At 58.6% G+C, this 26,319-nt stretch carries 26 protein-coding genes and 1 tRNA gene; 15 read left to right on the top strand and 12 right to left on the bottom strand.

Annotation, left to right across the window (positions count from 1 at the left end; genetic code table 11):
* Positions 1–68 precede the first annotated feature (68 nt).
* The 5 genes from GRI43_RS05705 to GRI43_RS05685 all read left to right on the top strand — a co-directional run bounded on the left by GRI43_RS05705 (position 69) and on the right by GRI43_RS05685 (position 3,313).
* Positions 69–305 carry an acyl carrier protein gene (locus GRI43_RS05705; protein WP_160601236.1) on the top strand — a complete coding sequence of 79 codons (237 nt, stop codon included), beginning with the start codon at positions 69–71 and terminating at the stop codon, positions 303–305.
* A 109-nt stretch (positions 306–414) separates the two neighbouring features.
* Positions 415–1,674, top strand: coding sequence for a beta-ketoacyl-ACP synthase II (gene fabF, locus GRI43_RS05700; RefSeq protein WP_160730070.1), 1,260 nt, complete (start codon positions 415–417; stop codon positions 1,672–1,674).
* A gap of 1 nt (position 1,675) precedes the next feature.
* Positions 1,676–2,650 carry an endolytic transglycosylase MltG gene (mltG, locus tag GRI43_RS05695; RefSeq protein WP_160730069.1) on the top strand — a complete coding sequence of 325 codons (975 nt, stop codon included), beginning with the start codon at positions 1,676–1,678 and terminating at the stop codon, positions 2,648–2,650.
* Positions 2,647–3,168, top strand: coding sequence for a 2'-5' RNA ligase family protein (locus GRI43_RS05690; protein ID WP_338090012.1), 522 nt, complete (start codon positions 2,647–2,649; stop codon positions 3,166–3,168). The genes mltG and GRI43_RS05690 overlap by 4 nt, the downstream gene beginning before the upstream one ends.
* A 68-nt stretch (positions 3,169–3,236) precedes the next feature.
* A tRNA-Met gene (locus tag GRI43_RS05685) sits at positions 3,237–3,313 on the top strand.
* 16 nt (positions 3,314–3,329) lie between these two features.
* Here GRI43_RS05685 and GRI43_RS05680 read toward each other — a convergent pair.
* The 3 genes from GRI43_RS05680 to GRI43_RS05670 all read right to left on the bottom strand — a co-directional run bounded on the left by GRI43_RS05680 (position 3,330) and on the right by GRI43_RS05670 (position 5,174).
* Positions 3,330–3,797, bottom strand: coding sequence for an MBOAT family protein (locus tag GRI43_RS05680; RefSeq protein ID WP_202391597.1), 468 nt, complete (start codon positions 3,795–3,797; stop codon positions 3,330–3,332).
* 177 nt (positions 3,798–3,974) lie between these two features.
* Positions 3,975–4,574 carry an SDR family oxidoreductase gene (locus tag GRI43_RS05675; RefSeq protein WP_160730068.1) on the bottom strand — a complete coding sequence of 200 codons (600 nt, stop codon included), beginning with the start codon at positions 4,572–4,574 and terminating at the stop codon, positions 3,975–3,977.
* Between the two features lie 138 nt (positions 4,575–4,712).
* A complete protein-coding gene (locus tag GRI43_RS05670; protein ID WP_160730067.1) occupies positions 4,713–5,174 on the bottom strand; it encodes a response regulator in 462 nt (153 codons plus the stop codon).
* Between the two features lie 143 nt (positions 5,175–5,317).
* On the opposite strand from GRI43_RS05670, the gene GRI43_RS05665 reads away from it, so the two are divergent.
* The gene (locus GRI43_RS05665; protein WP_160730066.1) at positions 5,318–6,097 is read left to right on the top strand and encodes a tyrosine-protein phosphatase; all 780 of its coding nucleotides are present in this window, start codon (positions 5,318–5,320) and stop codon (positions 6,095–6,097) included.
* 73 nt (positions 6,098–6,170) lie between these two features.
* Positions 6,171–7,148 carry a thioredoxin-disulfide reductase gene (gene trxB, locus GRI43_RS05660; protein WP_160730065.1) on the top strand — a complete coding sequence of 326 codons (978 nt, stop codon included), beginning with the start codon at positions 6,171–6,173 and terminating at the stop codon, positions 7,146–7,148.
* A gap of 70 nt (positions 7,149–7,218) precedes the next feature.
* On the opposite strand, the gene GRI43_RS05655 is transcribed toward trxB, so the two are convergent.
* The 3 genes from GRI43_RS05655 to GRI43_RS05645 are packed head-to-tail and all read right to left on the bottom strand — an operon-like array spanning position 7,219 to position 9,134.
* Entirely contained in the window at positions 7,219–7,668 is a 450-nt protein-coding gene (locus GRI43_RS05655) for an MAPEG family protein (protein WP_202391596.1), read from the bottom strand.
* The gene (locus GRI43_RS05650) at positions 7,668–8,114 is read right to left on the bottom strand and encodes an MAPEG family protein (protein WP_160730064.1); all 447 of its coding nucleotides are present in this window, start codon (positions 8,112–8,114) and stop codon (positions 7,668–7,670) included. The genes GRI43_RS05655 and GRI43_RS05650 overlap by 1 nt, the downstream gene beginning before the upstream one ends.
* Before the next feature lie 60 nt (positions 8,115–8,174).
* A complete protein-coding gene (locus GRI43_RS05645) occupies positions 8,175–9,134 on the bottom strand; it encodes a threonine ammonia-lyase (RefSeq protein WP_160730063.1) in 960 nt (319 codons plus the stop codon).
* A gap of 219 nt (positions 9,135–9,353) precedes the next feature.
* Between GRI43_RS05645 and GRI43_RS05640 the strand changes: the two genes are divergently transcribed.
* The 4 genes from GRI43_RS05640 to GRI43_RS05625 all read left to right on the top strand — a co-directional run bounded on the left by GRI43_RS05640 (position 9,354) and on the right by GRI43_RS05625 (position 13,710).
* Positions 9,354–10,565 carry a saccharopine dehydrogenase family protein gene (locus GRI43_RS05640; protein ID WP_160730062.1) on the top strand — a complete coding sequence of 404 codons (1,212 nt, stop codon included), beginning with the start codon at positions 9,354–9,356 and terminating at the stop codon, positions 10,563–10,565.
* A 4-nt stretch (positions 10,566–10,569) separates the two neighbouring features.
* Positions 10,570–11,094, top strand: coding sequence for an O-acetyl-ADP-ribose deacetylase (locus GRI43_RS05635; protein ID WP_160730061.1), 525 nt, complete (start codon positions 10,570–10,572; stop codon positions 11,092–11,094).
* Positions 11,094–12,272, top strand: a complete 1,179-nt coding sequence (locus tag GRI43_RS05630) for a carboxynorspermidine decarboxylase (RefSeq protein ID WP_160730060.1) — start codon at positions 11,094–11,096, stop codon at positions 12,270–12,272. Before GRI43_RS05635 ends, GRI43_RS05630 begins: the two co-directional genes overlap by 1 nt.
* Before the next feature lie 232 nt (positions 12,273–12,504).
* Positions 12,505–13,710, top strand: coding sequence for a type III PLP-dependent enzyme (locus tag GRI43_RS05625; protein WP_160730059.1), 1,206 nt, complete (start codon positions 12,505–12,507; stop codon positions 13,708–13,710).
* Between the two features lie 11 nt (positions 13,711–13,721).
* Here the strand turns inward: GRI43_RS05625 and GRI43_RS05620 are convergent, their stop codons facing one another.
* The 6 genes from GRI43_RS05620 to murI form a co-directional block, all read right to left on the bottom strand.
* A complete protein-coding gene (locus GRI43_RS05620; protein ID WP_160730058.1) occupies positions 13,722–14,591 on the bottom strand; it encodes a TauD/TfdA dioxygenase family protein in 870 nt (289 codons plus the stop codon).
* Between the two features lie 163 nt (positions 14,592–14,754).
* Positions 14,755–15,753, bottom strand: a complete 999-nt coding sequence (locus GRI43_RS05615) for a hypothetical protein (protein ID WP_160730057.1) — start codon at positions 15,751–15,753, stop codon at positions 14,755–14,757.
* 118 nt (positions 15,754–15,871) lie between these two features.
* Complete coding sequence (locus GRI43_RS05610) at positions 15,872–16,549, bottom strand: nitroreductase (protein ID WP_160730056.1); 678 nt, start codon at positions 16,547–16,549, stop codon at positions 15,872–15,874.
* Positions 16,550–16,645: 96 nt separating this feature from the next.
* Positions 16,646–18,835: an EAL domain-containing protein gene (locus GRI43_RS05605; RefSeq protein WP_160730055.1), complete on the bottom strand. Its 2,190-nt coding sequence runs from the start codon at positions 18,833–18,835 to the stop codon at positions 16,646–16,648.
* Between the two features lie 128 nt (positions 18,836–18,963).
* The gene (gene hemA / locus GRI43_RS05600; RefSeq protein ID WP_160730054.1) at positions 18,964–20,184 is read right to left on the bottom strand and encodes a 5-aminolevulinate synthase; all 1,221 of its coding nucleotides are present in this window, start codon (positions 20,182–20,184) and stop codon (positions 18,964–18,966) included.
* 102 nt (positions 20,185–20,286) lie between these two features.
* A complete protein-coding gene (gene murI / locus GRI43_RS05595) occupies positions 20,287–21,081 on the bottom strand; it encodes a glutamate racemase (protein WP_160730656.1) in 795 nt (264 codons plus the stop codon).
* Between the two features lie 112 nt (positions 21,082–21,193).
* Between murI and plsY the strand changes: the two genes are divergently transcribed.
* The 4 genes from plsY (at position 21,194) to topA (ending at position 26,315) form a co-directional block, all read left to right on the top strand.
* Positions 21,194–21,781, top strand: a complete 588-nt coding sequence (plsY, locus tag GRI43_RS05590) for a glycerol-3-phosphate 1-O-acyltransferase PlsY (protein WP_160730053.1) — start codon at positions 21,194–21,196, stop codon at positions 21,779–21,781.
* 9 nt (positions 21,782–21,790) lie between these two features.
* Complete coding sequence (dprA, locus tag GRI43_RS05585; protein ID WP_160730052.1) at positions 21,791–22,894, top strand: DNA-processing protein DprA; 1,104 nt, start codon at positions 21,791–21,793, stop codon at positions 22,892–22,894.
* A gap of 1 nt (position 22,895) precedes the next feature.
* The gene (locus GRI43_RS05580; RefSeq protein ID WP_160730051.1) at positions 22,896–23,594 is read left to right on the top strand and encodes a hypothetical protein; all 699 of its coding nucleotides are present in this window, start codon (positions 22,896–22,898) and stop codon (positions 23,592–23,594) included.
* A gap of 129 nt (positions 23,595–23,723) precedes the next feature.
* On the top strand, positions 23,724–26,315 hold the full coding sequence (gene topA, locus GRI43_RS05575; RefSeq protein ID WP_160730050.1) for a type I DNA topoisomerase: 2,592 nt from the start codon (positions 23,724–23,726) through the stop codon (positions 26,313–26,315).
* Positions 26,316–26,319 lie beyond the last annotated feature (4 nt).

Raw genomic sequence — 26,319 nt, 5'->3', positions numbered from 1 at the left:
TGCCACAACGCCTGTCGTTCATTAGGGCGACAGGAAAGTTTCTAACCCCCAATTTCGAGAGGGAAAATATGTCCGATACCGCTGATCGCGTTTCCAAGATTGTTGTCGAGCACCTCGGTGTTGAAGCCGACAAGGTCACTCAGGAAGCAAGCTTCATTGACGACCTGGGCGCAGACAGCCTCGACATCGTCGAGCTGGTAATGGCGTTCGAAGAAGAATTCGGTGTTGAAATCCCTGACGACGCGGCTGAGAAAATCACCACCGTCGGCGATGCTACCAAGTACATCGAAGAGCATAAGGGCTAATTGCCTATCCCGCTGCGCTCGCTTGAGGGTTTGTCCGCAAGGGCAGCCGGCGGGAAATTGACAGGCTCGACCCTTTACTGGGCCGGGCCTGTTGTTTTTGGAGAATAGAATGCGCCGTGTCGTTGTAACCGGACTTGGTCTTGTCACCCCGCTGGGCGGTGATGTCGAAACATCCTGGGCAAACCTGATCGCCAGCAAAAGCGGCGCAGGTCAGATCACGAAGTTCGACACCTCTGATCATAAATGCACCATTGCGTGCGAGGTGAAACCAAAGGATCACGAATTCGGGTTCGACCCGGACAAACGCGTTGACCACAAGGTCCAGCGTCAAGTCGATCCGTTCATCGTCTTCGGCATCGATGCCGCAGGTCAGGCACTGGAAGATGCCGGGCTTGATCAGATGGATGATGATCTCAAGCTTCGCGCCGGCTGTTCGATCGGTTCGGGCATTGGCGGCTTGCCAGGGATCGAAAGCGAGTCGATCGTCCTGAAGGAACGCGGACCGAGCAGGGTTAGCCCGCACTTTGTACATGGTCGTCTGATCAACCTGATTTCAGGTCAGGTTTCGATCAAATACGGGCTGATGGGGCCGAACCACGCTGTGGTAACCGCGTGTTCCACAGGGGCGCATTCGATCGGCGATGCTGCCCGTATGATCAAGGACGGCGATGCCGACGTGATGCTGGCTGGCGGCGCTGAAAGCACCGTGAATCCGCTTGGCGTCGCAGGTTTCGCGCAGGCGCGCGCCCTGAACATGAGCATGAACGACCGCCCGACAGAGGCAAGCCGACCTTATGACAAGGGCCGCGACGGCTTTGTCATGGGTGAGGGAGCCGGTGTTGTTGTCCTCGAAGAATACGAGCACGCCAAGGCACGCGGCGCCAAGATCTATGCCGAGGTCGTCGGATATGGCCTTTCGGGTGATGCCTATCACGTCACCGCGCCGCATCCCGAAGGCAAGGGTGCAGAACTTGCGATGAATATGGCTCTGCGCAAGGCGGGCATGACCTCCGGCGACATCGACTACGTCAATGCGCACGGTACTTCCACCATGGCTGATACGATCGAACTCGCTGCGGTAAAACGCGTTTTGGGCGACGATCTGGGCGGCGCATCCATGAGCAGCACCAAATCTGCAATCGGGCATCTTCTCGGCGGGGCCGGGGCGGTAGAGGCGATTTTCTGTATCCTTGCGATGCGCGATCAAATCGTCCCTCCCACGCTGAACCTCGATGACCCTGATGAAGGGACCGAAGGCGTCGATCTTGTTCCTCACAAGGCGAAAAAGCGCGAAGTCAAAGCGGTCCTCAACAACAGCTTCGGCTTTGGCGGGACCAATGCCAGCCTTGTGCTGAAGAAGGTCGACTAAAATGATCCGCCGTGCCGGCTGCTTCCTTGCGATTGCTGGCTTGATCATCGCCGCAATATTAGGCATCGTTTTCGCGGGCGGCTGGTACGGTTCGGCTAAAGTCGAAGAAGATACGCCCTTCGTGATCCCGTCCGGTTCATCGCTCACATCGGTTGCGCGCAAGCTGGAGGATGAGGGCTATATCGGCTCCGCGGACGCTTTCCTGCTGCGGGCAAAGATTTTTGGCGGCAGCGACCCGATCCAGGCCGGTGAATTCGAGCTGGTGCCCGGGATCAGTCCCGCGCAGATGCTGGAAGCATTCCAGTCTGGCGATGTAATCCGGAGGTTCATTACCATTCCCGAAGGGCTTCCTTCGATTATGGTCCACGAGCGGCTGATGGCAGAACCCCTGCTGACCGGAGAAATTCCGGTTCCGGCAGAAGGCTCTGTGCTGCCTGACACCTATGACTTCGAGCGCGGTGAAGACCGGACCAAGGTTCTCGCCCGGATGCAGGTTGCCATGCGCAATTACATTGCAGAGGCTTGGCCGAAGCGGAAATCGGATATCGCAGTCGATACGCCTGAAGAGGCGGTGATTCTCGCTTCCATCGTTGAAAAAGAAACAGGCGTCGCGTCAGAGCGGCGAATGGTCGCCGGCTTGTATTCGAACCGCGTCAAGACCGGCATGTTGCTGCAAGCCGATCCGACGATCATTTATCCGATTACCAAAGGTAAGCCGCTTGGCCGGCGTATCAGGCAATCTGAGATTGCAGCAGTAAATGGCTACAATACCTACACAATGACAGGCTTGCCTGACGGTCCGATTACCAATCCGGGCCGCGAATCCATCGCAGCAGTGCTCGATCCGGCCACCACGAAAGCGCTCTATATGGTCGCTGACGGCAAGGGCGGTCACGAATTCAACGAGACACTGGCGGAGCATCAGGCAGCGGTGGATCGCTGGTTTGCGCTGCGCCGCGAGCGCGGCGAGATGTGAGCGGCGCGATTTCCGACGCTCCATTCATCATCACTGCCGAACTGCCGGATGGCTTGGGAAAATGGGCGACCGATCTGCGTACCCGGCATTTCCCTCCTGAGCGGAACTACCTTTCTGCCCACGTTACACTCTTTCACGCTCTGCCCCCATCGGCGGAAGGTGAAATAAAGCGGGCACTGGCCAGTATTTCAGCCGAAAATGCACCGGTCGAGGCTCGTCTCGACGGGATCATGCCGCTGGGCAAAGGGACCGCTCTGAAGCTCTCCAGCAGCGGTATATTGCACATTTGGGAGGAGTTGGCGGATCGGTTCCACGGGCTCCTGATACCTCAGGATCAGCAAAAGCCGCGCCTGCATGTCACCATCCAGAATAAAGTCGATCCGAGCGAGGCGAAAGCCCTTCAGCAGCAACTCGAACTGCAGGTCGAGCCGCGCGATTTCCGTTTCTCCGGCCTGTCTTTGCACATATATCGCGGGGGGCCGTGGGACTTTGTGAGAACTTACCCGTTTCGCGGTTGACCCGGAGGCAGCACGGCCCTAAATGCGCCGCCTGCGCAGGTGGAACACCCGCGCAATACCCTTCTCGGGGCGGAGTAGCTCAGGTGGTTAGAGCAGCGGAATCATAATCCGCGTGTCGGGGGTTCGAGTCCCTCCTCCGCTACCAAATTTTCGATCTAGCATCAGAAGCCGAGGTTTAGCCTTGCGGCGAACGCCAGCGCCAAGCCGGCAATGATGTAGGCTAAGTTCATTGCGGCCCTTGCCGGCCATGGCCAAGTGTCGAAACTCCATCCAAAATGACTGCTGATCACTACAGCTATGCCTTGGATCGAGAACCATGGCGTGAAGAGAAGCACAATTTCCTTGCGGATTGCCATCATGACCAGGTCATGCAGCACACCGCTCACCGCAAATGTGACAACGAGAGCAAGCCATTGTGGGGCAACACGTTGAAGCGGCGACAGAATATATCTGCCTAAACCATAGCTCCAAATCGGGTTCCAATGGCGCCAGAATCCAGCCAAAGAGCTTGCCCCCAGCGAGCGGCCAAGCATGTTCTGCAGCGATCGCTTATGTCCGAGAGGGACACCGTTTCGTCTGCGCACATATTGCGCCAAAGTCAGATGTCTGGCCAAGCCATCAGTTAACATGATGCTGGAGTAGATTCCAACACAAGCGGATGCGGGCTAGCCGCGCATTTTGACTAAGCAAGAATACCCGCAATTTCAACGGATGTGGAGATTGGTGCCACTTCTGCAGGAATTGAGTTTTCATCAGGCGTCGGAGCGGCGTGAGCTAGACCGAAACGTGAGGTTGGGTTGAAAGCCTCAGCCCATGCTTTCCATCAGGAAGGTCTTGTTGAGCATCGCATCATCGGTGGCAGCTCTCGCCAGAATGGCCGCAACGTCGCCGCGTGCGGCTTTGCCGCTTGGGTCGACATCGTCACCAAGCCGAACATTGCGCTGCCCGTCATCATCGGTCAGCGAAACTGGCCGCACGATCGTGTAGGAAAGACCCGATGCCTTCAGGTATTCATCGGCATCGTGCTTTGCCTGCAGGTAGTTGGCGAGTTCCGAATCCGGATCGGGATTGTCCGCCCCGACACTGCTGAGCATTACAAACCTGTTCGCTCCGGCCTTTGCGGCTTTGTCGATCAGGCTTTTTGCACCGTCCCGGTCGACTTTTTCTGTCATTTCTTCGCTGGTACCGCCGCCGGATCCTGCCGCGAATACGACTACGTCGGCACCTTCGCATACCTCGTCCGAAAGGTCGGTCAAATCCGCTTGGCGAAGCTGCGCATTTTCCGGCAGCTTGCTCGTGTCAGAGCTTTCGCGGTGGAGGGCAATGACGTTGTGGCCTGCGTCCGCCAGTTGGTTCGAAAGGCGAAGGCCGGTGTTTCCGGTCGATCCTGCGATAAGTACATTCATTGGTCTGACTTCCTCGAGATATTACGTCTGTCCGCGTTTGCGGCTGTGCCTTACCAATGGACGGGGTGGCTTTTCGTTTCGAGTTTTCGGCAGATCATTCAGCTCAGCCATGGGAGGATCGAGCCGGCAACGCTGCTTTCACAGAACTCTCCGGGCGGAAGTGAGGTTCTCCTCGCGCAGGCTTGCCTGACGGATCAGCAGGTCTTTCAGATCCAGATGCTTGGGCCGGTCCGCGCGGGTCCTCAAAACGTGGTCGACTTTCCAGGTGAGAAATTTCGCATCGAAGGGTTTGCGGACGTAATCCTGTGCCCCGGAATAAAGCGCCTGCTGCTCGTCTTCGGCGCCGGTGATCGCGGTGAACATGATCACGGGCAGGTCATAAAGCCTGGGCGATGTGCGTATGGTGCGGAGGACTTTCGCACCTGTCAGGCCGGGCATATCCTGATCCAGCAGCAAGAGATCGGGCCGCCTCCATTCGAGCAGTTTGAGTGCAGCCGATCCGTCCACCACCCATCCGCATGCGTGGCCTGCATCCATCAGGATCTCACACGCCATTTCTGCGACCATTTCATCGTCATCAACGATCAGAATATAGGCCATTTGTCAGGTCTCCTTGGGTTGTCCGAGCTTTGGGACCTAAGGCACGGAGGCAAAGACGTTCTGAAGCGGCGCGGGGGTGAAAATACCTAGGGCGGGCCGGGAAATGCTTGTGCAAGACCGGCAAGGCTGGCAACCGATCCGGCATGACCGATCAACGTGTAATTCCGCTCCAGGGTGTCCATAATTTCCGCGATTATGGCGGGTATGCCGTGCAAGGCGGCGGCAGGGTGAAAACCGGCCTACTGTTCCGTTCCGGTGAACACGGTAAAGCAACAGACGAGGATCTGGCTGCAATCGCCGACCTCCAATTGCAGCACGTTATCGACCTTCGCGGTAACAGTGAGCGAAACGCAAACCCATGCCGCCGGGCAGAGGGCTTCGATGCTCAGGTTCATTTCTTCGACGGTGAAACCGCCGGGCTGGCCCCGCATGTCGAAGCCGCAAAGGATTCGATCGATGCTGATGCAGCGCACGCCGCGATGGAACGTCTGTATTCGCAGCTGCCGTTCCGTGACAATCTGATCTGGATATTCAAACGCTACTTCTCGGCGCTGGCATCCGGTGAAGGCGCCAGCGTTGTGCACTGCCTTGCGGGTAAGGATCGCACGGGAATGGCGGTGGATTTGCTCCATCATATTCTGGGTGTCCATCCGGATGATGCGATGGAAGACTATCTGCTGACAAACACAGCCGGGAATTTGGATGCTCGCGTGGCTGCGGGGGCAAAGGCTGTCCGCGCAAAATACGGTAATGTCGATGATGCGACAATCCGTGTGCTGATGGGCGTCGATGCCCGTTATCTTATTGCGGCGCGTAAAGCTGTGGAGGAGCAGCACGGTTCTCTCGACGCATTTCTCGAAGACGTGTTGGAAGTCGACAATGCGCGGCGCGAGGCGTTACGCTTGCATCTGCTGGAAGCGTAACCAGATCGGCTCAACATCGAATTAATGGCGGCGGCCAATTTCAGTACCGGGCGCCGAAGAATGGAAATTTTCAATGGCAACTCATCATACCAAAATGCTCATCATCGGGTCCGGTCCGGCTGGATATTCCGCAGCGATTTACGGGGCGAGGGCAATGCTCGAACCGATCGTGGTGCAGGGGCTCCAGCCAGGCGGCCAGCTGACCATTACTACCGATGTCGAGAACTATCCCGGCTTCAAGGATGTGGTCCAGGGCCCGTGGCTGATGGAACAGATGCAGGCTCAGGCAGAGCACGTCGGAACCCGTATGATGTGGGACACGATTGTCGAGGTTGATCTGGCAAACGGTTCACCTTTCCGCGCGATCGGCGACAGCGGGGATGAATATATCGGCGATACGCTGGTGATTGCCACCGGGGCGCAGGCAAAATGGCTGGGCGTGCCGGGTGAACAGGAACTGGGCGGGAAGGGCGTGTCAGCCTGCGCCACCTGCGACGGATTTTTCTATCGCGGCAAGAAAGTCGTCGTGATCGGCGGAGGCAACACTGCGGTCGAGGAAGCTCTTTACCTCACCAACCATTCTGACGACGTGACGCTTATCCATCGGCGCGACGAATTGCGGTCTGAGAAAATTTTGCAGGAGCGGCTTTTTGCGTCCGACAAGATTACGCCGCTTTGGAACAAGACCGTTGAACGGTTTGTGGCTGGTGAAAACGGCGCTCTCGATCATCTGGTGCTGGTCGATACCGTGACCGGCGACAGGAGCACGCTGAAGGCTGACGGTGCATTTGTCGCGATTGGCCATGCGCCAGCAACTGAGCTGTTCAAGGACAAGCTGCCGATGGACGATAGCGGCTATCTGATGGTTGCGGCGGGAACTCCGAAGACGGAAATTCCCGGCGTTTTTGCTTGCGGTGACGTGATGGATCACACTTACAGGCAGGCGGTGACTGCGGCCGGTACCGGCTGCATGGCCGCGCTGGATGCGGAGCGTTTTCTAGCCACGCTGGATTTCGCGGAAACACTGCCCGAGCCGGAAGCGGCAGAGTAAATTCAGAGCATTGAATTTTTGGATGGAGGGACGCACGGCAGCGCCCCTCCATCGGTTTTCTGTGCGCGGGTCAGATGTGGATGTCGAACACCACGATCGCCGCATGGAATATCAGCACCATCAGCACCACGCTGGATAGTGCGAAGAGAACGAACCGCACCAGAACCCGGTTCGCGGTCACTTGCACCAGTGAGTGGATGATCCGCAGGCCAGCATAAATCCACGCCAGCAGCGCGTTCATCCCGTCACCGTGTCCGAGCAAAGCGAGGATGATCGCAACCGCATAGAACAGCGTCGGCGCCTCGTGCAGGTGGTTGTAATTGTCTGCCTTCCAGTTGACGCTGTCGGGCAATTTCTCGCGGAGGCTTGCACCGGTGGAACCGACCAGCGTTGAGGCATCGCCGATCTCGTCCGATTTCGACATTGCCGGAATGCGCGTGGCATACATCCACACCCACATGATCATCGTCCAGATCAGAAGGGCAACGACGGGTTTGAAAATCATCGCTTCGACAATCATCACAGCACTCCGGGATTGGCGAACAGGGTGACCATCACCGCGCGCAAGGCCAGGATGACCATTACGATGCTGGAAACGACGAAGATGAGAAAGCGGACCGGCACCTTGTTCACAGTTGCCTGATAGACCGAGTGAATAATCCGCAGGGCGACATAAATCCACGCGAGCGTCACATCCACTGCGCCGGCACCCATGATCGCAAGGATGATCACCGCCGGATAGAAAATGGTCGGCTGTTCCATGAGATGCGCGTAATTGTGCGCCTTCCACTGAACATTGTCGGGGATGACCCCTTCAAGGTCCTGCCCCCGGCCGCCTGGTTTTGCCTCGCCGAGGCCATTGCCAGCTTTCTTGATCGCTGGCAGCCGCGTGCCCGCCATCCAGAACAACATTACGAGCGACCACAAGACGAGCACCGCTGCCGGTGCGAGTATCTGAGCCTGCATTCAATCCTCCCTGATTTGGCCGCGGAACCTGCTTCGGGGGCGGTCCGTTGTCAATTGCAACTACTCTTTGCGGTGGATAGTCGCGGCAAAGTCAGCCGGATCGCAATTGCCGCCGGTGATCATGATAACGGTGCTTTCATCGACCGGGACCTTGCCTGCCAACGCTGCCGCCAGCGCCGCTGCACCGCCCGGTTCGGCCACCAGTTGCAGGTTGGAGAACGCAAACCTTTGCGCGGCGCGAACCTCCTCGTCAGTAACGGTTACCCCGGCGCAGGCACGGCCCGTCAGAACGTCAAGATTGATCGGCGCGGTGGCCACAGGCTGCAAGGCGTCGCAAATGGTTGCCGGCGCGTCATCCCCTGCGCGCACGATCTGTCCCTGCGCCATGGCTTGCCCAACCATGTCCCAGCCAGCAGGCTCCACCGGATAAATCTCTGAATCGGGGCAGGCGAGCGAGAGACCCGCAGCCAGACCTCCGCCGCCGCAGCACGCGATGATGCGTGACGGTTGATGGCCCAGCTGCTGCGCGATCTCGATACCGGCACTGCCTTGCCCCTCGATCACCCATGGATCGGCAAAGGCATGGACTAGTATCGCACCTGTCCTGGCGCGCACCGTTTCGGCAACCTCGTCACGGTCTTCTCCCGGGCGTTCATACAGCACGATTTCGGCCCCGAGCGCACGGGTTGCATCCAGTTTCACCTGCGGCGCATTTCGCGGCATCACAATCGTTGCCTTGACGCCCAGCTTGCGCGCTGCCCATGCGACACCTTGGGCATGGTTACCGCTGGAAACGGCAATAACGCCGCGGGCGCGTTCTTCCTCGGACAGATCGCTCAGCCGGTGCCAGCCGCCACGTATCTTGAATGCGCCGATCGGCTGCAGGTTTTCTGCCTTCACCCATGCCGACACGGGCCCGATGTTTACGGGCAGCAGCGGGGTAGGAGGAAGGATTTCGGCAATCTTGTGTGCAGCCCGCTGAACGCCTTCGGCAGTGGGGTGTCGGACGGCGTCTTTCATGGGGCAAATCCTACAGCTTGGAACACATGGAACACGGTTCTGATCGAAATCCTCGGCCTGCCCAACCGGTGGACGATCGGGTTTGCGTTGACGCGGGCGAGCATGATCATTTGCGGCCTATGCCGCAACTGCGCGGTGTAGGAAATTCCCGGATCGTTTTGCCTGCCACGCGCATTGCCCTAAAGAGCGCGCAAGATTCGAATTCGGAGAAACCAAATCATGTCGACAGTCCTCGTAATCGGTGCAGGCGGCGTCAGCTCGGTCTGCGTCCACAAGATGGCAATGAATGCCGATATCTTCAACAGCATCCACCTCGCCAGCCGAACCAAGAGCAAATGTGATGCCATCGCCGCATCGGTGAAGGAACGTACTGGCCAGGCGGTCAGCACTTATGAAATCGATGCCGAAGAAGTCCCGGCAATGATTAACCTGATCAAGAAGGTGCAGCCCAGTCTGGTGGTCAATTTGGCCCTGCCTTATCAGGATCTGCCGATCATGGACGCGTGTCTGGCTGCGGGCGTCGATTACCTCGACACCGCTAACTATGAGCCCAAGGACGAGGCGAAGTTCGAATACAAATGGCAATGGGCCTATCACGACCGGTTCAAGGAAGCGGGCCTGATGGCGCTCCTCGGCTCCGGTTTCGATCCCGGCGTGACCAGCGTCTTCACCATGTGGCTGAAGAAGCACAAGCTGAAGACCATCCGCCAGCTCGATATCCTCGATTGCAATGGCGGCGATCACGGGCAGGCCTTTGCGACCAATTTCAATCCCGAGATCAACATCCGCGAAGTGACCGCGCCCGCCCGCCACTGGGAAAACGGCGAGTGGGTGGAAACGCCCGCCATGCAGGTGAAGACCGAGTTCGACTTCGACCAGGTGGGCACGCGCAATGCCTACCTGATGTATCACGAGGAGCTGGAAAGCCTCTCCAAATTCATCCCCGAACTGGAGCGCGCGCGCTTCTGGATGACCTTTGGCGATGAGTACATCAAGCACCTGACTGTGCTGCAAAATGTCGGCATGACCGGGATCGAGCCGATCAAATATCAGGGCCGCGAAATCGTGCCGCTGCAATTCCTCGCCGCCGTATTGCCCAAGCCCGAAACGCTCGGCGAGACGACCACCGGCAACACAAATATCGGCTGCATCGCCACCGGAGAGGCGCTGGACGGGTCAGGCGAGAAAACGTTCTACATCAACAATATCTGCAGCCACGAGGCGGCCTACGAGGAAACCGGCAATCAGGGCGTAAGCTACACCACCGGCGTCCCCGCAATGATCGGCAGCGCGCTGATGGTGCAGGGCAAATGGGCCGGGGAGGGAGTATTCAACATGGAAGAATTCGATCCCGATCCTTTCATGGACCTGCTCAATGAGCACGGCTTGCCGTGGAATGTCGTGGAGATGGACGGGCCGGTCGGGTTTTAGGCGCATGATAATAGGGTCAACCGCGATCGAGGCTGTCGAGGGTAACATCGTCAAGATGGAGTTCGACGCGATTGTGAACGCGGCAAACTCGTCTCTGCTGGGAGGCGGCGGCGTGGATGGCGCGATTCACCGGGCCGCCGGCAAAGAGCTCGTCCACGAATGCAGACTTCTTGGGGGGTGCAAGACTGGGCAGGCCAAAGTGACGAAAGGCTATGATCTGCCGGCGAATTGGATAATTCACACGGTTGGTCCGGTTTGGCGAGGGGGCGAAAACGGTGAAGCGGGACAACTCGCTAGCTGTTATAGCGAGTCCCTTAGCCGCGCGGTCGAAATCGGCGCGCGAACAATTGGCATCCCGGCCATCTCAACCGGCATATTCAATTATCCGCTGGAGAGCGCGGCGCAGACTGCGGTTGCGACCCTCTCGGCATTTGTCGAACAGCATCCCGAAGCCTTTGACCGGATCGCGCTGGTTTGCTTCGACGAGCAGGCCACCGAAGCTTTTACAAAAGCGATGAAAGCTTTCTAATGGAAACTAAAGCTGGCGATCCGGGCGCGTTCGGCCAATTCGACTTGTCGCGCGTCGACAGTCCTGCCTTCGTGGTGGACGCGGCCAAGCTGCGTTCCAATTTGCAGATCCTTGCAGAAGTGCGTGACGCCGCGGACATAAAGGTGCTCGCGGCGCTCAAGGCGTTCTCGATGTGGTCGGTTGCACCGATTATCGGCGAATATCTCGACGGGGTATGTTCTTCGGGATTATGGGAAACGCGGCTCGCTTCCGAATTCTACGATGGTGAGATTGCGACTTATTGCGCGGCTTACAAACCGGACGAGCTGGAGGAAATCTGCCGGCTATCCGATCATGTGATTTTCAATTCGCCGGGCCAGATGCGGCGCGCATCCTTGATCATGGATCAGGGCAGGGCGGCTGGCGGCGATTTCGACATCGGTCTGCGGATCAATCCGCAGGTCCCCACCGGCGAAGTACCGCGTTACGATCCTTCCAGCCCGGGTAGCCGCCTCGGCTTCCCGCTCGACCAGCTTACCGATGAGCATATGGAAGGTGTAGACGGAATCCACTTCCACAATCTGTGCGAACAGGATTTCGAACCGCTCGCGCAGACGTGGGACAAGGTGTTTGACGCGATCGAGCCATATTTCGGTCAGCTCAAATGGATCAATATGGGCGGCGGTCACCACATCACCCGCGCCGATTACCAGCGCGACGAACTGATCGAATTCCTGAAGGATGCGAAGGAAGATACCGGCGCTGAAATCTATCTCGAACCGGGGGAGGCTGTCGCATTGGATGCAGGTATTCTCGTCGGTACGATTCTCGACAGCGGACAAAACGATGTGCCGCTGGCGATCACCGATATTTCCGCCACCTGCCACATGCCCGACGTGATCGAGGCGCCGTACCGCCCGGCCATGTTGCATGAAAAGGTTGCCGATGGTCAGCCGCCGGTACGGTTGGGCGGTCCGTCCTGTCTCGCAGGCGACGTGATCGGTGATTACTGCCTGCCTGTCCCAAACGAACCGGGGCAGCGGATCGCGTTCCTGGACCAGGCGCATTATTCCATGGTGAAAACCAACACTTTCAACGGCGTACAACTGCCAAGCATTTACTTGTGGGACAGTGAGACAGATGTTCTCGAGCTGGTGAAATCGTTCGGCTACGAAGATTTCCGCGGCCGGCTCAGCTAGGTCCCGCTTTCCTTCGGCCAGGCTGGCCTACCGGGCATCGGTTTTGGAACAGATCTGCCGCGCATCTATTGGTTGGGAAAGAAGGCTGAAATTCTGCGCAGGGAAGCCTGAGACTGCGCGATTTTTCTTGCGGTTTCGCGCACACGGATTATAGGCGCGCTCCACTGCCCCAAGGGACGAGATTACCGCAAGGCAGCCTTGACGTTTAACTACCTTCAGGGGGTCCCTTGAGTTGCACATTTATCCTGACGCCACTGCTGTAGTCCGCGACCTCGCTCCGGACGAACCGGTTATCCTCAATCGCCCGCAAGCCGCCGCGCGCGCTGCCCGCTTCTTTGTCGAGAAGTTTCCGGGCAAGTCGCTTTATGCGGTGAAGGCGAACCCGTCGCCGCAATTGCTGCGCATCCTGTACGATAACGGCATCACCCACTTCGATGTTGCATCGATTGCCGAAGTGCGGCTGGCGCGTTCTGCCGTTCCCGAAGCAACCCTGTGTTTCATGCACCCGGTCAAGACAACGCGGGCAATCCGCGAAGCCTATCATCAGCACGGGGTGAAGACTTTCAGCCTCGATACGGTTGAGGAACTGGAAAAAATCGTCGCCGCATGCAGCGATGAGCAAGGCAACCCTGCCAAGGATTTGCGCTTGCTGGTGCGCCTGCGCGTGTCGAGCGAATATTCCGAGTTGTCACTTGCGTCGAAGTTCGGCGTCGATCTGGCTGACGCAGGCGAATTGTTGCAGGTCACGCGCCAGCATTGCGACTGGCTGGGCATCTGTTTCCACGTAGGCAGTCAGGCGATGACGCCATTTGCCTATGTACAGGCCCTTGAACGCGTGCGTGCCGCGATTGCTGATGCCAGCGTCGTGATCGATATGATCGATGTCGGCGGCGGTTTCCCGAGCGTTTATCCGGGCATGGAACCGCCCCCGCTGGAGGATTACTTCTCCGTCATTCACCGGCATTTTTACGAGCTGCCGATCGCGTACAATGCTGAATTGTGGTGCGAACCGGGCCGGGCGCTGTGCGCGGAATATTCATCGCTTATTGTGCGCGTCGAAAAGCGCCGCGGCGAGGAACTGTACATCAATGATGGCGCTTACGGCGCGCTGTACGATGCTGCCCATGTTGAATGGCGGTTTCCGGTTGTGGCGCTGGAAGACGATCTGCGCGACCCGCTGGAGGAATTCAGTTTCTTCGGGCCGACCTGCGACGATGCGGATTTCATGCAGGGCCCGTTCCTGCTGCCCGGCGACATCAAGGCCGACGACTATATCGAGATTGGTATGCTGGGTGCATACGGCGCAGCCATGAAGACCGGTTTCAACGGTTTCGGTGATGCGCAGCAGGTTGATGTCGCTGACGAACCAATGGCGAGCCTGTACCGCGGCGACCGCGCGGACCCGCGCGAAAGCGACAATGTCGTCAGCTTGCGCTGATTACATACGGCTCAGGCTGACTTCCGATAAAATGGCTTGTCACCGGCAATCGTGACACGTTCCATCACGCGGCGGGCAGGGTAATAATCGCTCGCCGCGAAGTGCTGACACAGCCGGTTGTCCCAGAAAGCGACCGAACCCTTCTGCCAACGGAAGCGGCACTGGATCTCGGGATTGCTCGCAGCTGCAAACAGGTGGTCGAGCAACCAGCGGCTTTCCTTCGCGCTCAGTCCTTCGATGTGGCTGGTGAAGGCGGTGTTCACGTAAATAGTCTGCTTCCCCGTTTCCGGATGAGTGCGGATGACCGGGTGGGACATGGGCGGGTATTTCTCGTGCAGATCTTCCGGTGCCTTGCCGAGGCGCCCGGCAAACACGCGGGCGATGTCGTGCACGGCGGTAAGCCCTTCGCAGAATTCCCTCATTTTGGGGCTCAGGTTCTCGTATGCCAGGTGCATATTGGCAAACAGGGTATCGCCGCCAACCTCAGGTACTTCGACAGCGCGCAAGATCGACCCGAGCGAAGGTTTGTCGCGCCAGGTCACGTCAGAATGCCAGGAATTTTCCTGCCCCCTGCTTTTCGGGCCATGCGCAATGCGCAGGATTTCCGGGTTCTCCTGATCCTTCGGCGTGGCCGGATGAATTTCCAGATCGCCGAAATGGCGGGCCAGCGCGATATGCTGTTCTTCCGTTAGCGTCTGGTCTCTGAAAAAGATCACCCCATGCGCAAGAAGGGCTTGGCGCAAGGCGGGGATACTCTCCCCGATGTTCGCCGCAGAAAGATCGATGTCGAATATTTCTGCGCCAATCGCCGGTGTCATTGGCCTGATTGTCAGCGTATCCAGCAGCCCGTCTGCAGCGGTGCGTTCCAGTTTCGTTGCCATAAGTCTCTCCTGCCCTGCGGAGAAACATGCTTCAAAGTCTGCGAATTGGCAAGAAACGGGGGCCGCAACGCCGTAAGACGCGGTCTGGTGGTCACGGCCCCGATTGTCTTTCGGTCATCGTTCCTGATGGCTTCAGGACGGATTGGTGCACGGTTTCAGCGTGTCAGGGGTTTGACCCGACTGTGTTGGCCGCAAAGATGATCCTGCTTCCATCATCCCTGCGGATGTCCGCACCCCACGCAAAAGCCATTTCGGCCCCCTGCGGTCCGAAGAACCAACCGCCAAATGAACCGGTCGCGACATTGTTTCCATCTGCCAGAAGTCCGTCGAAGCTTTGGTTGGTACCATCGATGCTGGTCGATCCGCTGAACGTGGCGAGTTCTGATACAGTCGCGGTACCGGACTCTGTGCCTTTCACTGTCAGGGTGAAGTCGATCGCACCGTCCGTCGGATTGGCTGCAAAGCTCAATTCTGTCGACCGCAGGTTGAAGGCTCTCAGATTTCCGCCCACTTCCTCCAGAAATGCGGTGCCGGTGGTGAAATATTGCGAATATGAAACTGTCCCGGCTGGTAGTGAGTCCTCAAGTTCGGTGGGAACACCGAATACGCAGCGGTAATCTTCCTGCGAACCATCGGCAGCTGCCGTGATAACGCGGCTGACTCGCGCATAATCTGTCGGTTGGACGGTGATGCCGGGGTTGAACACGATAAAAGTATCGGGCTGGCCCCCGTTCGCGTTGGCCTTCTCATACCGGAATCCCTGCGCATCTTCGCTGGCCAGGTCGGCCGGCGCGAATGTCAGATTTAAATTTGACGCAGTGATCGAATAAGTGTCGGCGGATTCGTCAAAAATGTAGGTGAGGCCATTGCCGAAAGCGGTTGCTGCCGGGGCACTGGTCGATGCACCGGAACGGACGATCAGCGTGCAAGCAGTGTTGAAGCTTCGATCGCCGGTCAGTTCGGCGAACTTGGTGTAGCTGATGGTTGGGGTGGGCGTGCCGCCGCTACTACCTCCGCCGCCGCCGCTGCTTCCACCGCCCGTGCTCCCTCCGCCAGTGCCGCCGCCGGTGCTGCCGCCAGATCCGCTTGAGGAGTCGCCGCCACCGCACGAAGCCAACGCCAACGCCAATGCCGCTGCGCTCAAGAACCTGATCCGACCCATTTTATCTCTCCCTGAAGACGATCAGGGGAGGCTAGGGCATGGCAGAGATATGTCCTTGCATCACAGCGGCATACTGCACTGTGGCTGTATGAATTTGGTCGCAGGGCCGGTTGCGGCCTTAGTCCTCGAAACCCACGAACCGCGCTGCTTCGTCGACGGTCTTGCGATTGCTGATCACAGCGTTTGCAGGGAAATCTTCGTCCGGCCAGCCCATGGCGACGGCTTTCATGATTACCTGATCATCGGGGATACCGGCGTGCTCGCGAACGACCGGGCTTTGCATGATCCCTTGCGAATTGATGACGCAGCCAAGACCTCTGCTCCATGCAGCATTAACCAGAGCGGTGGTGACCGCGCCGCAATCGAAGGCGGTGTCGTCGCTGCCCGATAGTTCGCGGTCATAGGCGACGATCACACAAACCGGTGCATCGAACTGACGGAAACCGCGCAGCACCCAATCCTGGCGTTTTTCCTTGTCGTCGCGTTCGATGCCCATGGCCCCGAACAATTGCTTGGCAACGTCGACCTGCCGTTCGCGGTGCACGCCGGCGAACGGTTCGCCGCGGCGGAATTCCCGGCTGTCGGGTTCACCAGCCAGAATACGTTCAGTGTTGCCCTTGCGAATCCGGTCGAGCGGTTCGCCGGTTATGACGTGAAAATGCCATGGTTGGGTGTTCATCGATGTGGGTGAGCGCATCGCGAGTTTGAGCACTTCCTCGATCAGTTCGCGCGGCACTGGCTTGTCTTGATAACCGCGGATACTGCGGCGGCCCATTACGACGTCATCATATTCCATGTGCAGATTTACCCTCTCGAATTGCTGTTTTCACAGCGAATGCCAGAGCGGGCAGTTAAATGGAACCGCGCATATTCCTCATTTCGAGGGATGCGTTCAGGCGGCGCCGCCTGCGGCGCTGACTTCCATGTATTTGGGCGAGGACTGATCGCGCTTGCCTTCGGTCGGGCCGGCCGTGCCGGGCTTCTTCGGCAGGCCTGCAGCGGCGATCGTGTACGGCGAGACACGGTGGCGTGTGCACAGATTGCCTGAACCGTCATTGGTCAGCTGTGTTTCAAACTCGACACCGAACTCGTCGTCCTTGACGCGGGTTACCTTGCAAACCGCCAACTGGCCTTCGCCCAGATCGAGCACGAGATCAGTGCCAACCTCGACGCCGACGATGCCCTCTATACCGGCACCGTTGCGCGACAGATCGCGCATGACGGCGTTGTAGTAATAGTCTTCATGGATGACGCCAATCCGGCGGAACACAGAACGGCGGTCAGGTCGGTAAGTGTCCGGCCCGTCCGGCTTGATTGTGAATTCGCCGCTCTCGAAGTTTTCCAGCACGGCTGTCTGGTGCAGCGGGCGCGAATAAATGAAGCCCTGAACCAGCTTCGCGCCCTTTTCCTTGACCACTTCCAGCTGGTCAAAAGCCTCCACGCCCTCGACTGTGGTTTCCATGTTGAGGGCGTTGGAAAGTCCGACAATCGCGGCGATGATCTTCGCGCTGTTCTTGTCTTTCTGGGTACAGCTGTCGACGAAGCTTTTGTCGACCTTGATCTTGTCAAAAGGTGCGGCGCGCAGATAACTGAGCGAAGAGTAACCGGTGCCAAAATCATCGAGAGCGAGACGCACGCCAAGCGATTTCAGGTTTTTGAACATCCGCTCGGTTTCGTCATTGTCACCGACGAAAATGCTTTCGGTCAGTTCCAGTTCAACGCGGTCGGGATCGATGCCGGTATGTGCCAGCGCATTGGCGACAACCGTCGGGAAGCCCTGATTGGCGAACTGTACGGCTGATACGTTTACCGCCACCCGTACCGACTTGGGCCATTCCAGCGCAGCCTCGCAAGCGGTGCGAAGAGCCCATTCGCCCAGATTGTTGATGAGGTCGCTGTCTTCGGCCACCGGGATGAACGTGCCCGGGCTGACAAAGCCTCGCTCGGGATGCTCCCAGCGCATCAGCGCCTCGAGGCACACGACATTGCCGGTCTTGATCGAAACGACCGGTTGGTATTGCAGATATAGCTGATCGCCTTCCAGCGCCTCGCGCAGGTCATCGAGGACAGTCTGGCGTTCCTGTTCCTCGTCCTTGAGGTCGGAGGCATAGAAGCGGAACTGGCCGCGCCCGCCATTCTTTGCGGCGTAAAGGGCAAGGTCGGCGCTGCGGATCAATGCTTCGCGTTCGTCGCCGTCAAACGGTGCCACCGCAATGCCGACCGACGCGCCGATGATGGCGCGCTTTCCGTCGTCCAGGGGATAGGGCTGGGACAGGATCTGGATGATTTTCTCTGCCAGGGTGCCCAGTTTTCCGCGGTCGTCCTCATCGGGCAGCATGACCTGGAATTCGTCCCCGCCAAGCCGCGCAATCTTGCCGCGGTCGCCCACGATGGTCCGCAGACGCTCTGCCACTTCAATAAGCAGTGCGTCGCCTGCCTGGTGGCCGAGCGTGTCATTGACGCGCTTGAACTTGTCCAGATCCAACATCATCAGCGCGCATGGGCGCCCGGATGCCTTGAATGCGGACAGCGTTCCTTCGATCTGGCGGTCCATCAAATGGCGGTTTGCAAGGCCGGTCAGCGAATCGAAATCCGCCATTTTTGAATCGACCAGCTTGCGTTCGTATTCGACCGTCACGTCGCTGGCGCTGCCGCGATAGCCGACGAATTCGCCTTGAGCGTCGCGAACCGGATGGCCGGAGATTGACCACCATGTCTGCCGCTCCTGCTGCGCCGCTCCGTTCATGACGAAACGGACAACCTGATCGCGGATCTTGTTGCGAGCCTTGATCTGGAACTTCAGCGAACGGCCTGAGCCGCTGGCCTGGTTCTCCGAATCAATTTCGAAAATGGCGTCGAGCGGATTGCCGATCAGTTTTTCGGGTTCCTGGCCAAGCCGTTCGCTGGCGCGCTGCGACAGGTAGATCAGATTGCCTGAGCTGTCGGTCGCCCAGATCCAGCCGATGCCGGCCTGGTCGAATTCATCCAGCACGCGCAGGCGCAATTCGGAGCCGACGCCACTGAAAGGCTCGCCTCGCGATTCGGCTTGTTTGCCTGAAAAGCCTTGAAGAAAATTCTTCATCGCCACGGCAAGACCAAACCAATCATGGAAAACACGTAAAACATGCGCCCGGCTTACGGTCTGGTGGTTAATATCGATTTAAATGATGCCCGCATCCAGCATGTGCCACAGGGCTTTGCTGGCCGGTATTAAGCGGCCTTGCGCAATTCGAGTTCGAGGCGGTCCCATATTTCGACCAGCGCGTTGGTCAACTCGTCCATCATTTCCTCGGTATGGGCAGGGCCGGGGGTGAACCGCAGCCGCTCCGTACCCCTAGGGACAGTGGGGAAATTGATCGGCTGCACGTAGGCGCCGTATTCTGCGAGCAGGATATCGCTGATCTTTTTCGCGCGCACCGGATCGCCAACCATGAGCGGCACGATGTGGGTTTCGCTGAGCATTACTGGCAGGCCTGCGTCCGAGAATTTGCCTTTCAGAAGTGCGGCATTGCGCTGCTGTGCGTCACGTTCCTCGCTCGAATTCTTCAGGTGTTTGACCGCGGCCAGCACACCGGCCACCAGTGCCGGGCTGAGCGAAGTGGTGAAGATGAAGCCGGGCGCATAGGAACGGATGCAGTCGACGATTTTCTGGTCGGCTGCGATATATCCGCCCATCACGCCGAACGCCTTGCCCAGCGTGCCTTCGATAATATCGATCCGGTCAGCTGCTTCGTCTCGTTCTGAAATTCCGCCGCCATGTTCGCCGTACATGCCCACGGCGTGTACTTCGTCGATGTAGGTGAGCGCGTTGTATTGTTCTGCCAGATCGCAGATCGCGTGGATCGGGGCGACATCGCCGTCCATCGAATACACGCTTTCAAACGCGATCAGCTTGGGCGCATCGGGATCTTCAGCAGCCAGCAATTCTTCGAGATGGGCGAGGTCATTGTGCCGGAAAACCCGCTTCGGGCAGCCCGAATTGCGGATGCCGGCGATCATGCTGGCGTGATTGAGCTCGTCGGAAAAAATTACGCACCCCGGCAATAGCTTCGCCATGGTGGAAAGCGTCGCGTCGTTCGACACGTAACCGCTGGTGAACAGCAGCGCGGTTTCCTTGCCGTGAAGCTCTGCCAGTTCGCGTTCAAGCTCGACGTGATAGTGTGTGTTGCCGCCGATATTGCGGGTTCCGCCTGAACCGGCACCGACATCATGCAGGGCTTCTTCCATCGCGCCGATAACCTTGGGGTGCTGACCCATTGCGAGGTAATCGTTGGAACACCAGACGGTGATCGGTTTCGGTCCGTTATGCCCGTGGAAACAGCGCGCATTGGGGTATGCGCCCTTGTTGCGCAGAATATCGATGAACACGCGGTAGCGCCCTTCGGAGTGCAAGCGGTCAATCGCCTGGTCGAAGATCTGGTCGTAATTCATCGCAATCCTGCGTCTTTCGCCGCGCCATGCGGCCGGTTAGTCGGGGGGATTTAGTCCGGCGATGCGCGGAATGCCACCCCGATCTTTGCGAATCGTTCGCGATTAAAACCTTTCGGCCCGTGTCAGTCCGTGGCTTTCAAGAACTGCACCAAGTGTTGCAAAGTTTTCCAGCGGCCCGGTGGTGACCGCCAGTCCGCCCGAATCCGCCTGAAATTCCTGCCCTTCGCATAACGAGGCGATGCGCCTGGCAATTCCGCGAGACCCATCGATCAATGCGACATCCGGGCCCAGCGCCTGCGACAATTCTGTGTGGAGCAATGGAAAGTGCGTGCACGCCAGAACGACTGTGTCGATTTCCGCCCGGCCTTGCTGTTCGCGCAGACCGGCAACCGCTTTTGCTATTTCGTCTGGATCAACTGGTTCGCCCCGCAGTTTGGCCTCAGCCGCGGTCACCAGCCCCGGTGCCGCCTGCCGGATCAGGCGTTTGCCGTGGGCAAATTCCGCTTCCAGCTTGTCGACATAGGCCTGCCTGATGGTGGCCTCTGTGCCGAGCAATCCGATGGTGCCTGTCCTGGTCAACGCGGCAGCCGGCTTGATCGCTGGAACCGTGCCGACAATTGGTATTTCCAGCACGTCGCGGACCATGCCCAGCGCAATGGTGGAGGCGGTGTTGCACGCAATGCAGACCAGCCGCGGGCGGTATCTCTCGCTCATCCGGCCCAGCAATCCGGCGACCCGCGCTGCGATTTCAGCCTCGCTCTTGGTGCCATAAGGCAGGCCCGCCTGATCGGCTGCGAATATAACCGGCGCATCGGGCAGGATTTCGCGCAGCGCGGCAAGCACGGTGAGGCCGCCGACACCCGAATCGAAAATCAGGATCGGCGCGTCAGGTTGGATAATTTTGTTCACGCGCCTCTACTTTCCCCGTTTTCGTTCTTTCTCCTTATTTTTCCGGTGACCGAAAGCAAGCATTCGTCTTATGATGTCCCTCAATTGGAGGGTCGAAGATATGGAATTGAGCTCACTTTACGCTGCGCTGCTGGGATATGCGCTGGGTTCCATTCCGTTCGGACTGATTCTGACAAAGATGGCCGGGATGGGTGATGTCCGCTCCATCGGTAGCGGCAATATCGGCGCTACCAATGTCCTGCGCACCGGCAACAAGTGGCTGGCGGCCGCGACGCTGCTGCTCGATCTGGCCAAGGGTTTCCTGCCCGTATGGCTAGCCTGGCAATGGTTCTGGCAGGATGTGGGCTGGGCCGCACTGTTTGCCGTCATCGGGCATTGTTTCCCGGTCTGGCTGAAATTCAAGGGCGGCAAGGGCGTGGCAACGAATGCCGGCGTCGCGTTCGCGCTCGGCCTGCCGCTGGGTCTGACATACGCAGCCGTGTGGATCGCAGTGCTGGCCGTCTTCCGGATCAGCTCGCTTGCAGGAATGAGCGCGGTCATCGCCTCTGCAATTGCTGCGCTGTATTTCGGACCCACAGTTGCGCCGCTGGTGCTGGCGCTGATTGCCGCAATCATCGTCTGGCTCCACCGCGAGAATATCAAGCGCCTGTTTGCCGGAACGGAGCCGAAGGTCGGCAGCAAAGGCTGATTGCCGCTCATGCCGATCGATCAAGCAGAGGCCTTTGCGCGCATTCGCCTGCTGCGTTCGCCCAATATCGGGCCGGTTACCTATCGGCACCTTCTGGCGCGTTTCGGCGCCGCTACCGCAGCTATCGATGCCTTGCCTGACATCGGCAAAAAGGGCGGGCGTGCCTACCGGCCGGCACAAAGAGAGCGGATCGAAACCGAGATAGCAGCGACGCGCAAGGCGGGCGCAAAATATCTGTTCCACGATTCGCCCGATTATCCGGAGCTTCTGCGCGAACTGGATAGCGCGCCGCCGATTGTGACATGGCGCGGTAAGATGAAAATTGCCGCCAGACCCTGCGTTGCGATGGTGGGCGCGCGCAACGCATCTGCCGCTGCGATAAAACTTTCGCGCGAATTCGCCCATGGCCTCGCCGATGCCGGGATGACCGTTGTCTCCGGATTGGCCCGGGGGATCGACGGAGCGGCGCATCAGGGCGCGATGCCGGCGACCATCGGCGTGATCGCGAGCGGTATCGATATCGCATATCCCCCGCAGCACGGCGAATTGCAGGAACAGATCGCGAATGAGGGATTACTGATCGCCGAACAGCCACCCGGTACCGAACCGCGCGGCAGCCACTTTCCCAGCCGCAACCGCATCATCGCTGGCTTGGCATCCGGCACGCTGGTGGTGGAGGCGGCGCCCAAGTCCGGCTCGCTGATCACCGCAAGACTGGCGGGCGAGGCCGGCCGTGAAGTCATGGCCATCCCCGGCAGCCCGCTTGATGCACGCTCGCAAGGGTGCAACCAGTTGATCCGTGACGGTGCCGTGCTGGTCCAGTCGGTTGATGATGTGATCGAACTTCTATCGGGTTTCGAAGGGCAACCCCGATCCCGTTTTCGCGAAAATGCCACGCTGGATTTCGATTTTGGCGACGAGCTTTCCGATGCCGAGCCGGCGAATATTTCAGCCATGCTTTCGACTGCCCCGATCGGTGTCGATGAATTGATCCGCCAGTCGGGCGAAAGCGCGGGGGCCGTGCATATCTCGCTCATGGAACTTGAAATTTCCGGCCAATTGCAGAGACATGCGGGCGGCCGCGTCAGTCTGAACGCTGCAAACAGGGGGTAAAATGAAAAACGACGCTGATATCGGCGGATTCCTTTCCGAGACATTTGCCATCGCACGCGACAATCTGGTTCCGATCGCGATTTTCGTGGCCGTGATGGCATTCTTTGGCACAGGCAGTGACTGGCTGACCCTTCAGCCGGAGATACTGACGGAAAGCGATCCGATAATAATTGTGTTGGCCGGGTTTGCAGTCGGTATTGGCGCAATCGTGATTTCTGTTCTCGCGCAATATTTCCTTACATCATCAATGCTGGGGTCGCGCGGCGAACTGCAGCAACCGGGCACTCGCATCTGGGCCTATGTCGGGCTGTCCGTACTTTTCCTGCTCGGTCTGATGGTGGGTTTCCTCCTTCTGATCGTTCCCGGTATTATCCTGCTTACGCGCTGGATTGCTGCACCTGGCTACCTGATCGGCGGCGGGCGCGGAGTCGTGGAATCTTTCGGCGCAAGCTGGGAAGCCACCTCAGAGAAGGGCTGGCACATATTTGGCGGCATCCTGATCCTGGGTCTGGTAGGAAGCGTTTTGATCTTCGGTGCCGCAGGAGCGGTGCTGTTTGCGGCAGATAGCTTCAGCTTTGCGACGTCGCTAATTTCGAACGTCCTGTCCAACGCATTCTCGGCCATATTCGTGGCCTATGGTGTGGCTGTTTACCACCTGACGGCTGACAACACGCAGCACACGACCGAAGTGTTTGAATGAAGTTTCTGGGGCGCAGCAATCCGGCGCTGCGCCCACAGATACCTTGACGCGAAAGACCGCTTGACGAATAGCGCCGCGCGGCACCACCCTCGCGCGTATACGCACACGTAAGGACTTTCGTACTTTTCCATGCAGCTTGTCATCGTTGAATCGCCCGCAAAGGCGAAGACTATCGAAAATTATCTGGGCAAGGACTTCAAGGTCCTCGCGTCATACGGTCACGTCCGCGATCTTCCACCCAAGGATGGCAGCGTCCGGCCGGATGAAGATTTTGCCATGGATTGGGAATTGTACCGCGACAAGCAGAAGCGGTTCAAGGAAATCGCCGATGCCGCGAAGTCTGCGGATCGCCTGATCCTCGCGACCGACCCTGACCGCGAAGGCGAGGCGATCAGCTGGCACGTCCAGGAATTGCTCAAGAAGCGCAAGGCGCTGCCAAAGGAAGTCGACCGCGTCACCTTTAACGCGATCACCAAGGCTGCCGTCACCGAAGCGATGGGCAAGCCGCGCGAACTGGATATGGACCTGATCGACGCGTATCTCGCACGTCGCGCGCTTGATTATCTGTTCGGTTTCACGCTCAGCCCGGTTCTGTGGCGCAAGCTGCCGGGGGCCAAGAGCGCGGGCCGCGTGCAATCGGTTGCGCTGCGTCTGATCGTCGACCGGGAACGCGAGATCGAAGCGTTCAGGGCCGACGAATACTGGTCTGTCGTAGCCAAGATGGAGCAGGACGGAACCCCGTTTGATGCGCGTCTGGTGCGGTATGACGGAAAGAAGCTGGAAAAGCTTTCGCTGGGCCATGAAGGCATCGCGCTCGAGGCGAAAACCAAGATCGAAAACGCGCCGTTCACGATCGAGGACATCGAAACCAAGCCGCTGAAGCGCAATCCTTCGCCGCCATTCACGACATCTACCCTGCAACAGGAAGCTGCGCGCAAGCTCGGCTTTTCTGCCAGCCACACCATGCGCTGTGCCCAATCGCTGTATGAAGCGGGCGCTATCACCTACATGCGTACCGACGGCGTGCAGATGGATGGCAGCGCAATTTCTGCCTGCCGCAAGGCGGTCGCCGACCGGTATGACGGCCATTACCTGCCTGAAAAGCCGCGTCACTATTCTACCAAGGCGAAAAACGCCCAGGAAGCGCACGAAGCCATCCGGCCCACCAGTTTCACCGTTGATCGCGCCGGTTCGGGCGATGATGCCAAATTGTACAGCCTGATCTTTAAACGGGCCATGGCCAGCCAGATGGCGGCCGCCAGCCTCGAACGGACCACGGTAACCATGCGTGACCCTGCCGGACTGCACGAATTGCGGGCGACCGGTCAGGTTGTGAAATTCCCGGGGTTCCTGGCTGTGTATGAAGAGGGCCGCGACGACAGCAAGGACGATGACGACAATTTGCTGCCGGTAATGCACAAGGGTGACAGCCCGGCAAAGAAGTCCGTCGAGGCCAATCAGCACTTCACTCAGCCGCCGCCGCGCTTCTCCGAAGCATCGCTGGTCAAACGGCTGGAAGAACTGGGCATTGGCCGCCCGTCAACCTACGCCTCCACAATCCAGACACTGCGCGACCGTGACTATGTGCGGATGGAGAAAAACCGTTTCTTTGCAGAGGAAAGCGGGCGTTTGCTCACATCATTCCTCGAACGGTTCTTTGATCGTTACGTGGCGTATGACTTTACCGCCGGGATGGAAGACGAGCTCGATATCGTTTCCGACGGCAAGGAAGAATACAAGGAACTGCTGAAGAAGTTTTGGAAGGACTTCAAACCCAAGGCCGACGAGGTCATGGACAAGATGCCATCCGAAGTTACCGAAGCGCTCGACGAATACCTCTCCGACTATCTGTTCCCCGAACGGGAAGATGGCAAGGACCCGCGCTACTGCCCGCTATGCGACAAGGAAGGCCGCGAAAATGGCCGGCTGGCGCTTCGCGGCGGTCGCTACGGCGCGTTCGTTGCCTGTGCCAACTATCCCGAATGCAAGTTCACGCGCCGCTTTGCCCAGCCGGGCGCTGACGGCGACGAGGGCGATCAGGATGCGGTACTGGGCCAGCATCCTGAAACCGGGCTCAACATCGAACGCAAGACCGGCCGGTTCGGACCCTATGTGCAGATGGGCGAGGGCAAGGAAGCCAAACGTGCATCGATCCCCAAGGATCTCGATGATTTCGATCTCGAATGGGCGATCAAGCTGCTTGATCTGCCGCGCATTGTGGGTGAGCACCCTGAGACAAGCAAGGAAATCGAGGCCGCGATCGGACGTTACGGCCCGTACCTTCGCCACGATGGCAAGTACGCGAAATTGCAGAGCACGCGTGATGTCTTCGACACCGGGATGAACGCGGCGGTTACGCTTCTGGCCGAAGCTGCCAACCGCAAAGGCGGGGCGCGGCAAAAGGCGGAGCCGATCAAGACTTTCAAGGAACATCCGACCAGCGGCGGCGAAATGAAAGTACTGCCCGGTCGCTATGGTCCGTATGTGACTGATGGCACCACTAACGCCACCATTCCCAAGGACATGAAGCCCGAGGACGTGACCGAGCAGCAGGCGATCGAATTGATCGATGCGCGCGCGGCCAAGGGTCCGCTAAAGAAGAAGGGCAAGAAGGCACCGGCCAAGAAGAAGGCTGCTCCCAAGAAAGCTGCCGCGAAAAAAGCTCCGGCGAAGAAAAAGGCGCCAGCGAAGAAAAAACCAGCCGCTAAGAAAGCCGATTGATGGG

It is taken from the genome of Pontixanthobacter luteolus (genome assembly GCF_009828095.1).
GTDB lineage: Bacteria > Pseudomonadota > Alphaproteobacteria > Sphingomonadales > Sphingomonadaceae > Pontixanthobacter > Pontixanthobacter luteolus.
Note: the sequence above shows the minus strand (reverse complement) of the source record. Positions and strands in the feature narration are given on the sequence as shown.

What these genes read in the sequence shown, in the direction of transcription:
- GRI43_RS05705 (WP_160601236.1), top strand. Translation starts at nt 69, where the DNA reads ATGTCCGATACCGCTGATCGCGTTTCCAAGATTGTTGTCGAGCACCTC.
- fabF (WP_160730070.1), top strand. Translation starts at nt 415, where the DNA reads ATGCGCCGTGTCGTTGTAACCGGACTTGGTCTTGTCACCCCGCTGGGC.
- mltG (WP_160730069.1), top strand. Translation starts at nt 1,676, where the DNA reads ATGATCCGCCGTGCCGGCTGCTTCCTTGCGATTGCTGGCTTGATCATC.
- GRI43_RS05680 (WP_202391597.1), bottom strand. Translation starts at nt 3,797, where the DNA reads ATGTTAACTGATGGCTTGGCCAGACATCTGACTTTGGCGCAATATGTG.
- GRI43_RS05675 (WP_160730068.1), bottom strand. Translation starts at nt 4,574, where the DNA reads ATGAATGTACTTATCGCAGGATCGACCGGAAACACCGGCCTTCGCCTT.
- GRI43_RS05670 (WP_160730067.1), bottom strand. Translation starts at nt 5,174, where the DNA reads ATGGCCTATATTCTGATCGTTGATGACGATGAAATGGTCGCAGAAATG.
- GRI43_RS05665 (WP_160730066.1), top strand. Translation starts at nt 5,318, where the DNA reads ATGACCGATCAACGTGTAATTCCGCTCCAGGGTGTCCATAATTTCCGC.
- trxB (WP_160730065.1), top strand. Translation starts at nt 6,171, where the DNA reads ATGGCAACTCATCATACCAAAATGCTCATCATCGGGTCCGGTCCGGCT.
- GRI43_RS05655 (WP_202391596.1), bottom strand. Translation starts at nt 7,668, where the DNA reads ATGATTGTCGAAGCGATGATTTTCAAACCCGTCGTTGCCCTTCTGATC.
- GRI43_RS05650 (WP_160730064.1), bottom strand. Translation starts at nt 8,114, where the DNA reads ATGCAGGCTCAGATACTCGCACCGGCAGCGGTGCTCGTCTTGTGGTCG.
- GRI43_RS05645 (WP_160730063.1), bottom strand. Translation starts at nt 9,134, where the DNA reads ATGAAAGACGCCGTCCGACACCCCACTGCCGAAGGCGTTCAGCGGGCT.
- GRI43_RS05640 (WP_160730062.1), top strand. Translation starts at nt 9,354, where the DNA reads ATGTCGACAGTCCTCGTAATCGGTGCAGGCGGCGTCAGCTCGGTCTGC.
- GRI43_RS05635 (WP_160730061.1), top strand. Translation starts at nt 10,570, where the DNA reads ATGATAATAGGGTCAACCGCGATCGAGGCTGTCGAGGGTAACATCGTC.
- GRI43_RS05630 (WP_160730060.1), top strand. Translation starts at nt 11,094, where the DNA reads ATGGAAACTAAAGCTGGCGATCCGGGCGCGTTCGGCCAATTCGACTTG.
- GRI43_RS05620 (WP_160730058.1), bottom strand. Translation starts at nt 14,591, where the DNA reads ATGGCAACGAAACTGGAACGCACCGCTGCAGACGGGCTGCTGGATACG.
- GRI43_RS05615 (WP_160730057.1), bottom strand. Translation starts at nt 15,753, where the DNA reads ATGGGTCGGATCAGGTTCTTGAGCGCAGCGGCATTGGCGTTGGCGTTG.
- GRI43_RS05610 (WP_160730056.1), bottom strand. Translation starts at nt 16,549, where the DNA reads ATGGAATATGATGACGTCGTAATGGGCCGCCGCAGTATCCGCGGTTAT.
- GRI43_RS05605 (WP_160730055.1), bottom strand. Translation starts at nt 18,835, where the DNA reads ATGAAGAATTTTCTTCAAGGCTTTTCAGGCAAACAAGCCGAATCGCGA.
- hemA (WP_160730054.1), bottom strand. Translation starts at nt 20,184, where the DNA reads ATGAATTACGACCAGATCTTCGACCAGGCGATTGACCGCTTGCACTCC.
- plsY (WP_160730053.1), top strand. Translation starts at nt 21,194, where the DNA reads ATGGAATTGAGCTCACTTTACGCTGCGCTGCTGGGATATGCGCTGGGT.
- dprA (WP_160730052.1), top strand. Translation starts at nt 21,791, where the DNA reads ATGCCGATCGATCAAGCAGAGGCCTTTGCGCGCATTCGCCTGCTGCGT.
- GRI43_RS05580 (WP_160730051.1), top strand. Translation starts at nt 22,896, where the DNA reads ATGAAAAACGACGCTGATATCGGCGGATTCCTTTCCGAGACATTTGCC.
- topA (WP_160730050.1), top strand. Translation starts at nt 23,724, where the DNA reads ATGCAGCTTGTCATCGTTGAATCGCCCGCAAAGGCGAAGACTATCGAA.